The following is a 13,122-nucleotide window of genomic DNA, read 5'->3' as shown; positions in this document are numbered from 1 at the left end:
TTTGCTCCCGAAATACGGGACGCGGTCGTAGCGTCGGTGCCATGGCTGCCGTCTACACACATGGGCATCACGAATCGGTCCTGCGCTCCCACCGCTGGCGCACCGCAGAAAATTCGGCGGGCTACCTCCTGCCCCACCTGACCTCCGGCGCCACCCTGCTGGACGTCGGGTGCGGTCCCGGCACGATCACCGCGGAACTCGCGACGCACATCACACCCGGGCGCGTCACCGCACTGGAGCGCACCGAGGACGCGCTCGCCCTGGCCCGGGCTGAGGTCGCCGGCCGTGGGCTGACGACGGTGGACTTCGTCGTCGGCGACGTGCACGCCCTCGAGTTCCCGGACGACACGTTCGACGTGGTGCACGCCCATCAGGTGCTGCAGCATGTCGGCGACCCGGTCCAGGCGCTGCGCGAGATGCGCCGGGTCACCAGGCCGGGCGGCATCGTCGCGGTCCGTGACAGCGACTACGCCGCGTTCACCTGGTTCCCGCAGCTGCCGGAGCTGGACGAGTGGCTCGATCTGTACGAACGGGTCGCCCGCAGCAACGGCGGCGAACCCGACGCGGGCCGGCGGCTGCTCTCCTGGGCCCGCGCGGCCGGCTTCACCGACGTGACGCCGTCGTCGAGCACGTGGTGCTTCGCCACCCCCGGGGACCGGGCGTGGTGGGGCGGCCTCTGGGCGGACCGGATCCTCGCATCCGACCTGGCGCGCCAGGCGCTGGACAGCGACGCCGCGACCCAGGAGGACCTGGAACGCATCTCGGCCGGCTGGCGGACGTGGGCCGCCGACCCCGACGGCTGGATGTCATTGCTGCACGGCGAGCTGATCCTGAAGGTCTAGGCGGTCCTGGGCTTGTAGGACCAGTGCCAGGGCTCGCGGGGGACACTCTCCGTGAAGCCGTACTTCTCCCCGTTGGCCCGCATCCAGGTCTGTGCCTTGGAGTTGAGGTCGAGGTCGGTCGCCATGCCCCAGCCGTGTTCGCTGGTGCCGGGTTTGGCGGCCAGCCCGCCCTGGGAGTACAACCCCTTGCGTTTGGCCAGGTCGACCTGCTCCTCGTACGGCCGGTAGGAGTCGGTGATGCCGATGGTCACGCCGTCGGCCTTGGCGTCCGCCATCATCTGGTTCAGCGATTGCGCCGCCGGCGCCCAGAGCTTGTGGCCGGTGCTGCCGACTTTCTCCAGCGCGTTCGCCGGGATCTTGCCGTTCCCGTACGCCGCGAGCTCGGTCGGAATCCCCTTGCCGTTCAACGAGTACGTTTTGTCCGCCGGGGCCGCTGCCGTGGTCGCCTGCGCCGCCGAGGTCGCCTGCGCTCCCATGGCGCTCTGCAGCGCGGTGGCGAACGAGGCCCCCGAGGCCGTCGTGGCCCCGGAGCCCCCGGCCGCGGTCGTCGTCGTGGCCGACGGCTTGGTCGCCTGCTGGGTCTGCATGGCGATCATCCGGCTCTGGATGGCCGCGATCCGACTGTTGACGCCCTCGATCCCCACAGCGAACCCCCGCGCTCGACCGGCTGACCCCTGCCTGTTCGGCGCAACCGGAAAATAACTGAGCGGCTACCGCGGAAGTCAGACCGCCAGCGGCAGGTCGATGGTGTGCGCGGTGTGCGACACCTTGGCCTGCAGGTAGCGCACGTTGGCGTCGGAGGCGTGCACCCCGGTCGGCTGCACCGAGCGCACGGACACGCCGAGCTCGCGCAACTGCCCGGCCTTGTCCGGGTTGTTGGTCAGCAGGTCGGCCTCGGTCACGCCGAGCACCGAGAGCATCTGCGCCGCGGCGGTGTAGTCGCGTTCGTCATCGGCGTGCCCGAGTGCGCGGTTCGCCTCGTACGTGTCCATGCCGAGGTCCTGCAGCGCGTACGCGTCGAGTTTGGCGTAGAGCCCGATGCCCCGGCCCTCCTGGCGCAGGTAGAGCAGGTAGCCGCCGGTCTCGGCGATCCGCTCGACGGCCTCGCGCAGTTGCGGGCCGCAGTCGCAGCGCTCGGAGCCGAAGACGTCGCCGGTCATGCACTCGGAGTGCGGCCGGACCAGCGGCACGGCCCCGGGGGAACCGAGCTTGAGGGCCAGGTGCTCCTTGCCGTCGGCGAGGCCGTCGAACGTGATGACCTCAGCCGTGGTGGCATAGCCGTCCGCGAACTTCAGCGGGACGGTGACGCGACTACGAATACCCAGAGACATGTACGCGCTCCCTTAGCACTTGACGCTTCAAGTACAGGTACGACCGTACCCGGCACTTGTTAAGGGATCCACGCAGGAAACGTCACATCGGATCAAGGGTTGAGTGAGGGAATCGTCACGGGCTCGCGGACCTCGTTGCCCTCGATCCGGTCCCGGACCTCCAGATCGAGCTCCGAAACCCGGTCGCTGCGGTTCGGCAGCAGGTTCGTGACCAGCACGAGGAGGCAGCCGACCCCGGCGTACAGGCCGAGCACGAGCAGGTGCGAACCGATCGGCGCGGCCGGGAAATACAGATCGTCGCGAACCGCCTGCACCCCCGCACCGGTCGGCAGATTCTCCCCGAGCACCCGGCCGAACGCCGGCAGGAACTCGGGCAGGATGCTGGCCCCCGAGATGACCGTGCCGATCGTGAAGTACAGCGCACCGACCAGCGCGCCGGCCGGGCCCAGCAACGCCACAGCGCCCGCGGTCGAGCCGGTGATGGCCAGCGACACGAGCGCGAAGATGGCGAACATCTCCGCGTGGTTCGCGCCCGCTCCGACCCCGAACCAGCTCATGGACCAGAGGACCACGGCCGCCGAGCTCACCGCGTACAGGAAAAGGGTTGTCAGGTGCCCGGCCGCCCGCCTCCAGGAACGTCGCGTCCGGGGGATGAGCCGGCCCAGGCCGAGCGAAGCGATGGTGCCGCCCAGGGCGAGCGCCTGGGTGAGGAAGCCGAGCGAGGCACCGCTGACGTCGTCGGCGGGCAGCGGGACGACGTCGGTGATCTGCGGTGGCGTCGCGAGCAGCTGGGCCTGCGCGACCGAGACGGTGTCACCCTGCTGCGCGAGCGCCTTGAGCTGCTCGGCGTTCTGCTGTGCGACGACCGTCGTGTACGTGGTGCGCAGCAGCGTCGCGGCGGCCGGCCCGGCGGCACCCGCGGTATAGAGGTGCGGTTGCGCGGCGGTCACGTCGACCCCGCCGTACACCTCCCGGCGTTTGATCGCGGTGTCCAGCTCCGTCACCGAGGCGAAGACGTCGACCCGGAAGACCCCGTTCTGCTCCAGCAGGTCGATCACCGCGGCCTGCTTGGCGGCCGGGGAGACCAACCCGACGGGTACGTCACGAGGGGTCGCCTTGTGGCCCATGCCCAGGTAATACGCGGTCAGCACCAGCTGCACCACGGCCCCCGCCACGCACACCACCAGCGCGAACCGCCGGAACTGGCGTACCGAACTGATCGCATCGTCCCCCTCGGCCATCCCTCCAGCATCGCCGAGAAGATCACCGCCCATCGCGATGATCGGGAAACTACTCCCGCGTTCGTGCCAGAGCGACATTCCCGGCGACGGGTGACGCAACGGACCGGGCAGGGTCGGTGGGGTCAGCACGCGTCGAGCACATCGTCGAAGGGATCCCATCATGCGCTCCACCACCTGCCTCGCGCTCCGCCTCCTCCCGGTGGCCGCTGTCGCTGTCGTCGCGGCTGGCTGCGCCTCCACCACCACGCCCGCTCTTCCTGCCGCTGCGCCTCTTTCCTCCGCCGCGCCCGCCACCACGACGGCCTCCGTCGCCGCTGTTTCCTCCTCCTCCTCGAAAGACCCGGCGGGCTGCCGGACCGCGGACATGTCGGCCGAGCTCGAGGGTTTCCCCGCCCCGGAGAAGAGCACCATCACCATGGCGTCGCTGCAGATCGGCTCGCTGCAGCCCATCCGCCAGGGCGTCGTCGCCTGGTGATCCGGGTACGCGCTTCTGTCGGGGATCCGCCTGCGCGTTCCCGGCAGGGCGCCGCCGCCCTAGGCTTCGAGGAGTCTGGTTGCGCTGGAGGCGATCACGATGACCACTACTCATCCCCTCACCGTCCATCCCCTCACCGCTCAGGCGCCCGCGGCAGCGGCGGTCGCCCGCCCGGTCGACGCGGTCGCCGGTCTCCTCCCCGGTCGCGCTCACGCCGACGCCGCGATGAGATCCCTGTCGGACGCGGGCTTCATCCCCCGGCCGATCCGCCCCCAGCAGGCCGGGCCCTGCCACCTGCGGGACTGGGGCCGCGACGCCACCATCATGAACCTGTACCTCGCGGGCTGGCAGCAGGGTCACATCCTGCTCATCGTCCCGGCCGCCCCGGCGGCCCGCGAGACGATCGGCCGGCTGCTCAGCCACCACCGTGGCCACGCGATCTACTACTTCGCGCGCACCGGTGTCGAATCCCTCAGCGCCCTGACCTGACCTCAGCGCCCTGACCTCAGCGCCCGGGAATGGCGGTCCGTCAATTCTCAGGTCGTGGACGGCCCGCTTCGCGAATCCCGCCCGGGCGGTCTCGGGAGGACCGATCCCGCACGCCCGAATTCCCCGCGGGCTCCGCAACGGGCGCCGCCGCCGGAATCGGCACGAAGGCCGGCGTGAATGCATCAAATAATGATTCACCAGGCATGACGTCCCGTTCCGGACCGTGACACCCGACGTTGCGGCGACCGCGGCGGCCGCCCCGCCACCTGCCGGGCGGGGCCGGGACCTGCGGTCGCTCACCACGCTGCCGCCGGACGATCTCCGGCCTGCGCAGATCCACCGTATCAGCTGGTGAAGACCACTGTCCGGTGAGGACTATCAAACGGCTGGAAGCGCTCCTCACCCGGGTGCGTGTCTGTGAGTCTCCCCTCCGGATGCCCCTGTTGACGTGCAAGTTGCACACTCATAGTGTCTGCTATGTGACCGCGGGTACCCCATGGGTACGATTTTCCGCGCTGTCCGTCGCGTGGTGAGCGCTTGTTGATCGACCGGCCGCGAGGAGTTCCTGGTGAGTGTCAGAATCGGTATCAACGGTTTCGGGCGCATCGGTCGCACCCTTATGCGTATCGTCAGCCAGGCCCTCGATCCCGGAATCACGGTGGTCGCCATTAATGACATCGCGGCGCCGGATCGGCTGGCCTACGGCTTGAAACGGGACAGCTTACGTGGCCGTTTCGGCGGCACCGTCGCCACGCGTCCCGGGCAGCTGATCGTCAACGACCGCTCGATCCGGGCGTTCCAGGAGCAGCAGCCCAGCCGGATCCGGTGGGCCGACGAGGGTGTCGACGTCGTCATCGAGGCGACCGGGCGCTTCCGCGGCGGTGACCTCGCCCGCGCCCACATCAGCCACGGCGGCGCCCGCAAGGTGCTGATCAGTGCTTCCGCCGACAACCCGGACGCGTACCTGGTGTGGGGGGCCAACCAGGACAGCTACGACCCGGACCGGCACGATGTGGTCTCGCCCGCCTCCTGCGGGGTGAACGCCCTGTCCGTGATGGCGAAAGTGCTGCTCGACCGGTACGACCTGCACAGCGTGCACACCTCGGTGATCCTGGCGATGCAGGGCTGGCAGAAGGTGCACGACCAGTCCGTCGGCACCTCCCGCGACGACCCGCGGCTGGGCCGGGCCGGCGCGCAGAGCACCATCCCGCACGATCATGTGGCGGGTGACCTGGTCAGCGTCGTGCTGCCGCGGCTCGGCGAGATCTGCCACAGCTACTACTGCGTACCCACGCCGGTGGGGTCCCTGGCCGAGCTGGGCGGGCAGATCGACCGCCGGGTCACGGTCGAGGACGTGAACCGGGCGATGGCCGAGGCGGCGGCCGGGCCGATGCGTGGCCTGATCGACTACGAGCCGGACCCGACCGTGTCGATCGACGTGCTCGGCAACCCGGCCTCCTGCCTGTTCGACCCGGCCGGCACCCGGGTCACCGCCGACGGCCGGGTCAAGGTCCGGGGCTGGTTCGACAACGAATGGGGCTTCTCCCACCGGCTGCTGGACCTGGCCCGCCTGCTGGGGGAACGTGAGTCCGTGCCCGCGGGCGCCCGTCTGCATCCCGCCGTCGTGTAGAAAGACCTGGTGATCAACAGCAACGCGCTCGAGACCGCGACCCGGCGACTGCACGGCCGGGTCCGGTCGACGCCGGTCCTCGACACCGGGTCCGTGCTCTACAAGCTCGAACTGCTGCAGCACGCCGGCTCGTTCAAGACCCGCGGCATGTTCAACAAGATCCTCGCCGCGGCCGAGCGGGGTCTGCCGGCGTCGGGCATCATCGCGGCCTCGGGTGGCAACGCCGGGCTGGCCGCGGCCTACGCGGCACGCGAGCTGGGCGTCCGCGCCGAGATCTACGTGCCGGAGACCGCACCGCCGGTCAAGGTCGCGAAACTCGCCAAGCTGGGCGCGTCGGTCACCCAGACCGGCCATGAGTACGCGGAAGCGTACGCGGCGGCGATCGTCCGGTCCGAGGAGTCCGGGGCGGTCTTCTGTCACGCGTACGACGACGCGGACATGGTCGCCGGCAACGGCACGCTGGGCCTGGAACTGCTGGACCAGGCGTCGTTCGACACCGTGCTGGTCGCCGTCGGCGGCGGTGGCCTGATCGCGGGCGTCGTCGCGGCCCTGAACGGCAAGAAGAAGGTCGTCGCGGTCGAACCGGTCACGGCGCGGGCCCTGAGCGCCGCCCTCGCCGCGGGCGCTCCGGTGGACGTGCCGGTCTCGGGGGTCGCGGCGGATTCCCTCGGCGCGCGGCGGATCGGCCGGATCGCGTACGAAACGGCGGTGGAAACGTCTTTGACCTCGGTGCTCGTCGACGACGACGCCATTGTGGAGGCCCGTCGCCATCTGTGGGACGAGTACCGGCTGGCGGTCGAGCACGGAACGGCGGCCGCCCAGGCGGCCCTGACCTCGGGCGCTTACGTGCCCGCCCCGGACGAACGGGTGGTGGTGCTGTTGTGCGGCGCGAACACGAACCCCTCGGACCTCAGCTGAAACCGATCGCCCATTGGCGACGCCCTCACGGAAGGCCGGACCGATCGTGGATGAGAATGCCTGGCCCGAGATCTCGGCGGCGATCGCCGGGGCCCCCTATCCGGTCGATGTCCTGCCCGCCGAACCGGCCCGGGCGGCGGCCTGCCTGACCGCGCTGGGCGGTCTCACCACCAGGTCCTGGCTCGGCGCCGTGGTCGCTTCCTCCGGTGGCATTCTCGTGGACCACGGCTGGGTGCGCGTGCTCGGCAGCGGCCACGACGGCCTGCCCGAGGTGATCGCCCAACCCGACGGTGTCGTCGTCGCGCACGACGTTCTCGGCGGCCGTTTCGCCTGGGTCCAGCCGGCCCCGCAAGCCCGGCCGACGGTGCACTATTTCGGCCCGGACGCCTTGAGCTGGCTCGACCTCGACCAGGGTTACACGGCCTGGTTGTCCGCCGTTCTCAGCGGCGGCCTGACCGGTTTCTACGCGTCGTTGCGCTGGCCCGGCTGGCCGGCCGAGGTCGCCGAACTCGACCTCGGCCAGGGCATCAGCGCGATGCCGCCACCGTTCACCCGCGAGGGCCGGGACCTGTCCGCGGTCTCCCGCCGGCCGATCCCGATGGCCCAGCTCATCGACCTGTACGACGATCTCGCCACCCAGCTGGGCTGACCGGGCTCAGGCCGGGGTGATCGCCCACGCCCAGCCGGCCCTGTCCCGCGCCGGGTCGTCGGCCTCCGCGGTGACGGTGAACGCCGAACCGGCCGGGAGTTTCATGGCCACGTCCTTGGTGATCTTGCCGGCCGCCGTGCACCGATAACTGACCGCCGTCTGCGTCTGTCCGTTCGTGGCGACCGTACCGTCGCGCAGCGTCTTTCCCGACCGGATGATGAAGCTCATCGTCCCCGGTCCGGCACACCCGAAACTGGCCCGGTAATCCCCCGCCGGGTGCGGCGAGTCCACCGCCTTGTCCCGTTCGGTGGTCACCTTTTCCGGCGCGCTGACCCCGGCGGCGGTCAGCAACCGGGCCGCCTTCTCCGCGTTCGCGACCGATTCGGCACTCGCCGGCACCACCAGATCCGCCACCCGGACGAACTTGAACGAGAAAGCGCCCTTGTCCGAGGCCTGTTTGTCACCGCTCAGGAACACCCGCAGATAGCCGGTCACCGGCTGGGTGAACGCCAACGGCTCCGGATCGGGCCTGTCCGCACATTCCACGGTGCCGGCCGCCAGTTTCGTGTCACCGGCCTGCCCGGCCTTCACCACCACGTCGATCGTGCCCTTTCCCCCACAGTAGACATAGAGCTGATAGTCGTCCGCGGCCATGTCGTTCACGTGGTTCTCGTAATCGGGACTCACCACCCCGGTGGTCCCCATGACGAAAGGTTCCTTCTGCCGGTCGCCGAGCGCGGCATCGGCTGCCGCGAACCGCGACTCCAGCACCGGATCCGGCGACGGGAGCGGCCCTTCCGGCACCCATAGTTCCGCCGACGGCGGTGGCGGCGCGACCGGCAGAGGAGCGATCGGCGCGACATCGCCACCACCACCGCCGCCCCCGGCCAGCGCGATCCCCGACGCGATCACCCCGACCGCGACGACCGCCCCGGTCCCGGCCAGAATCCCCCGGCGGCGCCGCACGGTACGGCGTACCTGATCCGTTCCTGGCGCCAGCACCTCCCGCAACGACTCGGTCCGGGCCTGCTTGAGAAGCTGTTCCAGCTGGTCGGTCATCGTGCGCCTTCCCCGGCATCATCGGTCTTCAGGTGAGCGGCCATCGCCAGCCGGGCCCGGTGCAACCAGGACTTCACCGTGCCCTCCGCGACGCGCTCCCGCTCGGCGATCTCCGGCACGGTCAGGTCGGCGACATACCGGAGCACCACCACCCGCCGTTGCTGCTCCGGAAGAATCGCGAGCGCGGCAAGCACCGCCACCCGTTCCGGCCCGGGCCCGGCGACCTGCGGCTCGATGCGCCGCTGCCGATTCAGGAACGCAAAAGCGGATCGGGTACGCCGCCACTTGCTCAACGCCAGATTCCAGGCAACATGACGAACCCAGCCGACCGGGTCCTCGTACCGCGAAATGCTCCGCCACCGGGCGTAAGCCCGGCAAAATGCCTCCTGCACGATGTCGTGCGCTTCCTGCCGATCCCCGAAGTACAAATACAGCTGAACGGTCAGATCGGCATCATGCGCGGCATACAACTCGTCGAACGAAGGGGCCTGATCCACCGGCCTCGCTCCTATGTGGGCACGCTCAGCGCTGGCTGTCACAGCGAGGACACGCACGGCCCCCGGCAATCGTTGCGGATGACTTTCACAACCCCGCCAGCACCCGCCGTACGACCTCCGCGACCGGCCCGGAAGCATCGATCTCGACGGTGGCGGTAGCCCGCAGCAACGGCTCGACCTCGGCCAGGTGCCGAAGGATGGCGGCGAGCTCTTCCGGCCGCTTGCCGTACGGATTGTTGGTCCGCGAGGCGATCCGGGCGAGCAGCACGTCAGCCGGAGCACTCAGCAGGACGACCCGGTCGAACTGCGGGTAGAACCGCCCCTGGTTGCTCTTGCACCCGGCCACGAACAGATGCCCGTCCCGATGCCCGGCCAGCAGACCGGAGACGGCATCCTCCCGCCACACCCAGTCCCGTTCCCCATCAGGCAGCGTCACCCACCGGCTCCACTGCTCGGTGTCGGTGTCCACGACCCGATGCCCCAGCGCACCCAGCGCCGCCAGCACCGTCGACTTCCCGGTCCCCGACATCCCCGTAATCAGAACCCGCGCCACACCCCGACCCTATGCCGGTGCCCATGATTGGATGGGCAGGTGGAGATCACGGTTACCGACGTCCCGGACAAAGAACGCTTCGAGGCACGCGACGAGCAGGGAGACCTGGCCGGCGTCCTCACCTACCAGCTGTCCGGCCCGATCATCGCCTACACCCACACGAAGGTCGAGCCGGCCTTCGAATCCCACGGCGTCGGCTCGGCCCTGGCCAGAGCAGCCATGGAAGACGCCCGCTCGAAGCAGCGCACGGTTGTCCCGATCTGCCCGTTCCTGAGCGGCTGGCTGGACAAACACCCCGAGTATGAAAGCTCAGTGGCCAGGTCGACGAAGCGCATCAAATAGCTTCACCCCGGTAATACCGCTGCCATTGACGGGTGATGCCCTCCGGCGTGAACCCGGTGAAATCCCCGGTAGCCTCGCACTCGCCCAGATACCGCAGTGCGTCGGCAGCTTCCTGGGAGCCGTCCGCTGCCAGGTAGGCCTTGGTGGCTTCGAGCCCCGCGCCGCAGAGCAGCTGCACATCGATCGAGCAGTGCGCGTCGAACCCGGACTCCTTGGCCGCCCAGACGACCAGCGAATCCTCGACCCGGCCGGCGTTGAAAAGCTGCACGCAGCCCAGCTTCATCAGGGCGACATCCTGGTAATAGGGATCCAACTCCCCCTGCTCCCGCAGCACGGCCCGGACAGCGTCCAGATCCGCACCCGCCGGCGTCAGACCAAAACGCAGCAGGCTCGCCTCTTCATCCACGAATCCCCCAGTGCTCGCGATGATTCTGATCGACGAGCTTAGCTACTGCCGCTCGTTTCTCTGCGCCCTGGCGCAAGCGCTGTGCGCCAGGGCGAAAGACCACGCGCGCCCCGGCGGCGAGTGTTGACCGGGCACGGGGTAGGCGCGGATTTCACAAGGAGTGAGTGGCTCGTGAGCGAGAAAATTCTGTCGGGCAAGGTGGCGCTGGTGACCGGGGGCAGCCGGGGGATCGGCGCCGCGACGGCCCGGCGGCTGGCCACGCTGGGCGCGGACGTGGTCATCACCTACGTCGCACAGGCGGAGAAGGCGAAGACGCTGGTCGAAGAACTGCGGTCGCAGGGCATACGCGCCGAGGCCATCCAGGCCGACCAGGCCGACCGCGCGCAGGTGACAGCCATGGTGGACGCGGTCGCTCAACAATTCGGCCGGATCGACATCCTGGTCAACAGCGCCGGAGTCTTCCGGCCCGGCGAGCTCACCGACGCCGTACGCGACGAGCAGGTCGCCATCAACCTGACCGGTGTCGCCGACACGACCTACCGGGCCGTGCGGCACATGGGCGAAGGAGGCCGGATCGTCAACCTGTCGTCCGGCCTGGCCAGCAAGACCTTCGCCGCCGGCATGTCCGACTACGCGGCGACCAAGGCCGCGGTCACGGCGTACACCCGCGGCTGGGCCCAGGATCTCGCCGCGCGCGGAATCAACGTGAACGTGATCGAATGCGGCATCATCGACACCGACATGGCAATGTCGAAGGATTCCGAGGGCGGCCAGTTCATGCTCCAGGCGGTCATCCCGATGCACCGGTACGCCGAGGCCGACGAGGTCGCCGGTGCGGTGGCGTTCCTGGCCGGGCCGGACGCCGCGTACATCACCGGCAGCACCCTCCGCGTCGACGGCGGCGCCCTGGCCTGAGGCCCGGCTCAGAACTCACCGCGGGTCTCGCCGGGCATGCCGCCCAACTCGCGGCGGTCCCCGCGGGTCTCACGAGGCGTGCCGCCCAACTCCCGGCGGTCCCCGCGGGTCTCACGGGGCGTGCCGCCGAACTCGCGGCGGTAGGCGGTGGCGAACGACGCGTGGCTGGCGAACCCGGACGCGTACGCGACCTGCGCGATCGACCGGTTGTCCCAGGCCGAACTGGCCAACCGGGTCCGGGCCAGCCGCAGCCGCTCCGCGCGGATGAGGTCGCGGGAGGTCGTGCCGGCGGCCCGTAGTACGTCCTGCAGATACCGTGCCGACCAGCCCAGAGCCCGGGCGATGCCGGTGATGGAGAGGTCGGGGTCGGCAGCATGACGGCGGACATACTGCCTCACCTGCGCCTCGACCTCTCTGCGCTGAGCGGCCGGCGCCGAGTCGCCGGCACCCTCGGCGACCAGGCAGAGCAGGTCGAGCAACTGATCGCAGGCGATGTCGAAGGTCGCCTCGGACAAATGTTCCCGCTCCTGCTGGAGGGTGAGCACCGTCTGCCGGATCAGCCGGCCGAGCCCCACAGTGCCGTCGAAGACCTGCTCACCACGGACCACAGCGGGACTGCGACGGTAGATCGCCTCACCGGGAAAAATCAACGCGACCGACTGGAACTCCACGCCATGGGTGAAGGTCACCGGCCGGTCCACGTCACACAGCGCGAGAACGCCCGGCCGGATCTCGCCCGCAGCCGCGGCCTGCTCCACCTGGGCACTCCCGGCGGTAGGAACCAGCAGCTCGAACACGCCACGCGGATCGGCCCGGATATGCCGCCGCTCCCGCACAAACTCCTCGCGGACGCTACCGCAGAGCGCAATGCCGTACGACCGCGACCGCTGCCACTCCAGCCTCCCCGCCCAAGGGCCGGCATCGGTCAGGGTGACCCGGCTCTCCCCATGCAGGTCGATGAACGCGTCCCGCCAGGCATCGGGCGTCGCCATCAGACCACGCTCGTTCCAGCGATACATGCCAGTACGGTATCCAACCCCGACCAGGCCAGCCGCCATGCCCGGCAAGCCCTCACCGAGATCTGGAACGGATCTCCTGCTGGACCATGTCTAGTCCCACCTGATGCTTGACGGATCCGTCCGGGTCGTGCATGACGCCTGGTCAATCGAGGTGAGCGATCCTGTGCCCGATGTGACCCCACTGACTCTCGGCCCAAGGGGCAAGGTCCATCGGCAGGGTGATCACAGGGTAGGGCGGAGCCACGCCACAATAGGAGCAGAGTTCGGTTTCGAGACGACCGCGGCCGCACGCGGGGCACATGGCAGACCAGTCCGCGTCGGTGCTGTAGTTGTCCATGACCCGCTGCACGACGGCCGCGAGGCGGTCACCCGGATGACGCGTGGGGTCCGGGCAATAAGCGATTCGGTGCCATGAGTACCAACGCTCCGACCGCCGTGGCGTACGCCGACCGAGCGCCTTCTCCTGGCGGCGGCGCTCTGCGAAGACATCGCGGTAAGCGGCCCACAGCACGCGGGCCTCTTCCAGTTCGGCCAGCGCTCGCTCCAGCGCTGCCGGGTCGTCTTCGAGCCGTTGCGGAATGCCGGCACTGACGACGAGGTGATGCCAGGTAGCCCGGAACCCATAGGGCCCGAAGTGCATTACGCACTCCCGCAACGCAAGGAGCCGGTGCTGCAGCGCTAGTTCACGATCACGGACCCGTCGAGCCTGGGCGGGAAAGCTGGTCACGGCCAGAACGTACCGACACCAGCGACCTT

General features: G+C 69.5%; 17 protein-coding genes. 8 read left to right on the top strand and 9 right to left on the bottom strand.

Annotated features, from left to right (window positions below; all coding sequences use genetic code 11):
* The first annotated feature begins 41 nt into the window (after window positions 1-41).
* Window positions 42-842, top strand: a complete 801-nt coding sequence (locus ACIA6A_RS13750; RefSeq protein WP_396097906.1) for a class I SAM-dependent methyltransferase — start codon at window positions 42-44, stop codon at window positions 840-842.
* Here ACIA6A_RS13750 and ACIA6A_RS13745 read toward each other — a convergent pair.
* From ACIA6A_RS13745 to ACIA6A_RS13735, 3 genes are all read right to left on the bottom strand, one after another.
* Window positions 839-1,486 carry a D-alanyl-D-alanine carboxypeptidase family protein gene (locus ACIA6A_RS13745; RefSeq protein ID WP_396097905.1) on the bottom strand — a complete coding sequence of 216 codons (648 nt, stop codon included), beginning with the start codon at window positions 1,484-1,486 and terminating at the stop codon, window positions 839-841. The two genes, ACIA6A_RS13750 and ACIA6A_RS13745, sit on opposite strands and share 4 nt — an antisense overlap.
* Window positions 1,487-1,564: 78 nt before the next feature.
* The gene (gene ribA / locus ACIA6A_RS13740) at window positions 1,565-2,173 is read right to left on the bottom strand and encodes a GTP cyclohydrolase II (protein WP_396097903.1); all 609 of its coding nucleotides are present in this window, start codon (window positions 2,171-2,173) and stop codon (window positions 1,565-1,567) included.
* 92 nt (window positions 2,174-2,265) lie between these two features.
* On the bottom strand, window positions 2,266-3,543 hold the full coding sequence (locus ACIA6A_RS13735; protein ID WP_396097902.1) for a hypothetical protein: 1,278 nt from the start codon (window positions 3,541-3,543) through the stop codon (window positions 2,266-2,268).
* Between the two features lie 31 nt (window positions 3,544-3,574).
* On the opposite strand from ACIA6A_RS13735, the gene ACIA6A_RS13730 reads away from it, so the two are divergent.
* From ACIA6A_RS13730 to ACIA6A_RS13710, 5 genes are all read left to right on the top strand, one after another.
* On the top strand, window positions 3,575-3,889 hold the full coding sequence (locus ACIA6A_RS13730; protein WP_396097901.1) for a hypothetical protein: 315 nt from the start codon (window positions 3,575-3,577) through the stop codon (window positions 3,887-3,889).
* 99 nt (window positions 3,890-3,988) lie between these two features.
* Window positions 3,989-4,378, top strand: a complete 390-nt coding sequence (locus ACIA6A_RS13725) for a hypothetical protein (protein ID WP_396097900.1) — start codon at window positions 3,989-3,991, stop codon at window positions 4,376-4,378.
* Between the two features lie 568 nt (window positions 4,379-4,946).
* Window positions 4,947-6,008, top strand: coding sequence for a type I glyceraldehyde-3-phosphate dehydrogenase (locus ACIA6A_RS13720; RefSeq protein WP_396097899.1), 1,062 nt, complete (start codon window positions 4,947-4,949; stop codon window positions 6,006-6,008).
* A gap of 9 nt (window positions 6,009-6,017) precedes the next feature.
* Window positions 6,018-6,926, top strand: a complete 909-nt coding sequence (locus ACIA6A_RS13715; RefSeq protein ID WP_396097898.1) for a threonine/serine dehydratase — start codon at window positions 6,018-6,020, stop codon at window positions 6,924-6,926.
* A gap of 46 nt (window positions 6,927-6,972) precedes the next feature.
* A complete protein-coding gene (locus ACIA6A_RS13710) occupies window positions 6,973-7,575 on the top strand; it encodes a DUF2625 family protein (RefSeq protein WP_396097897.1) in 603 nt (200 codons plus the stop codon).
* A gap of 6 nt (window positions 7,576-7,581) precedes the next feature.
* On the opposite strand, the gene ACIA6A_RS13705 is transcribed toward ACIA6A_RS13710, so the two are convergent.
* The 3 genes from ACIA6A_RS13705 to ACIA6A_RS13695 are packed head-to-tail and all read right to left on the bottom strand — an operon-like array spanning window position 7,582 to window position 9,684.
* A complete protein-coding gene (locus ACIA6A_RS13705) occupies window positions 7,582-8,634 on the bottom strand; it encodes a hypothetical protein (RefSeq protein WP_396097896.1) in 1,053 nt (350 codons plus the stop codon).
* Window positions 8,631-9,173, bottom strand: a complete 543-nt coding sequence (locus tag ACIA6A_RS13700; RefSeq protein ID WP_396098538.1) for an RNA polymerase sigma factor — start codon at window positions 9,171-9,173, stop codon at window positions 8,631-8,633. Before ACIA6A_RS13700 ends, ACIA6A_RS13705 begins: the two co-directional genes overlap by 4 nt.
* 43 nt (window positions 9,174-9,216) lie before the next feature.
* Window positions 9,217-9,684 (bottom strand): AAA family ATPase, encoded by a 468-nt coding sequence (locus tag ACIA6A_RS13695; protein WP_396097895.1) that lies wholly within the window; start codon window positions 9,682-9,684, stop codon window positions 9,217-9,219.
* 39 nt (window positions 9,685-9,723) lie between these two features.
* Here ACIA6A_RS13695 and ACIA6A_RS13690 point away from each other — a divergent pair, with 39 nt between their 5' ends.
* Entirely contained in the window at window positions 9,724-10,026 is a 303-nt protein-coding gene (locus ACIA6A_RS13690; protein ID WP_396097894.1) for a GNAT family N-acetyltransferase, read from the top strand.
* On the opposite strand, the gene ACIA6A_RS13685 is transcribed toward ACIA6A_RS13690, so the two are convergent.
* Complete coding sequence (locus ACIA6A_RS13685) at window positions 10,019-10,432, bottom strand: hypothetical protein (protein ID WP_396097893.1); 414 nt, start codon at window positions 10,430-10,432, stop codon at window positions 10,019-10,021. The two genes, ACIA6A_RS13690 and ACIA6A_RS13685, sit on opposite strands and share 8 nt — an antisense overlap.
* Before the next feature lie 171 nt (window positions 10,433-10,603).
* Here ACIA6A_RS13685 and ACIA6A_RS13680 point away from each other — a divergent pair, with 171 nt between their 5' ends.
* A complete protein-coding gene (locus ACIA6A_RS13680) occupies window positions 10,604-11,347 on the top strand; it encodes an SDR family NAD(P)-dependent oxidoreductase (RefSeq protein ID WP_396097892.1) in 744 nt (247 codons plus the stop codon).
* Between the two features lie 8 nt (window positions 11,348-11,355).
* Here the strand turns inward: ACIA6A_RS13680 and ACIA6A_RS13675 are convergent, their stop codons facing one another.
* The gene (locus ACIA6A_RS13675) at window positions 11,356-12,366 is read right to left on the bottom strand and encodes an AraC family transcriptional regulator (RefSeq protein ID WP_396097891.1); all 1,011 of its coding nucleotides are present in this window, start codon (window positions 12,364-12,366) and stop codon (window positions 11,356-11,358) included.
* 142 nt (window positions 12,367-12,508) lie between these two features.
* Window positions 12,509-13,093, bottom strand: coding sequence for a hypothetical protein (locus ACIA6A_RS13670; RefSeq protein ID WP_396097890.1), 585 nt, complete (start codon window positions 13,091-13,093; stop codon window positions 12,509-12,511).
* Between the last annotated feature and the right edge of the window lie 29 nt (window positions 13,094-13,122).

The organism is Actinoplanes sp. NPDC051494 (genome assembly GCF_044454705.1).
Classification (GTDB): domain Bacteria; phylum Actinomycetota; class Actinomycetes; order Mycobacteriales; family Micromonosporaceae; genus Actinoplanes.
Note: the sequence above shows the minus strand (reverse complement) of the source record. Positions and strands in the feature narration are given on the sequence as shown.

Coding starts and splice junctions, on each gene's coding strand:
- ribA (WP_396097903.1), bottom strand. CDS start 2,173: ATGTCTCTGGGTATTCGTAGTCGCGTCACCGTCCCGCTGAAGTTCGCG.
- ACIA6A_RS13675 (WP_396097891.1), bottom strand. CDS start 12,366: ATGTATCGCTGGAACGAGCGTGGTCTGATGGCGACGCCCGATGCCTGG.
- ACIA6A_RS13705 (WP_396097896.1), bottom strand. CDS start 8,634: ATGACCGACCAGCTGGAACAGCTTCTCAAGCAGGCCCGGACCGAGTCG.
- ACIA6A_RS13725 (WP_396097900.1), top strand. CDS start 3,989: ATGACCACTACTCATCCCCTCACCGTCCATCCCCTCACCGCTCAGGCG.
- ACIA6A_RS13730 (WP_396097901.1), top strand. CDS start 3,575: ATGCGCTCCACCACCTGCCTCGCGCTCCGCCTCCTCCCGGTGGCCGCT.
- ACIA6A_RS13750 (WP_396097906.1), top strand. CDS start 42: ATGGCTGCCGTCTACACACATGGGCATCACGAATCGGTCCTGCGCTCC.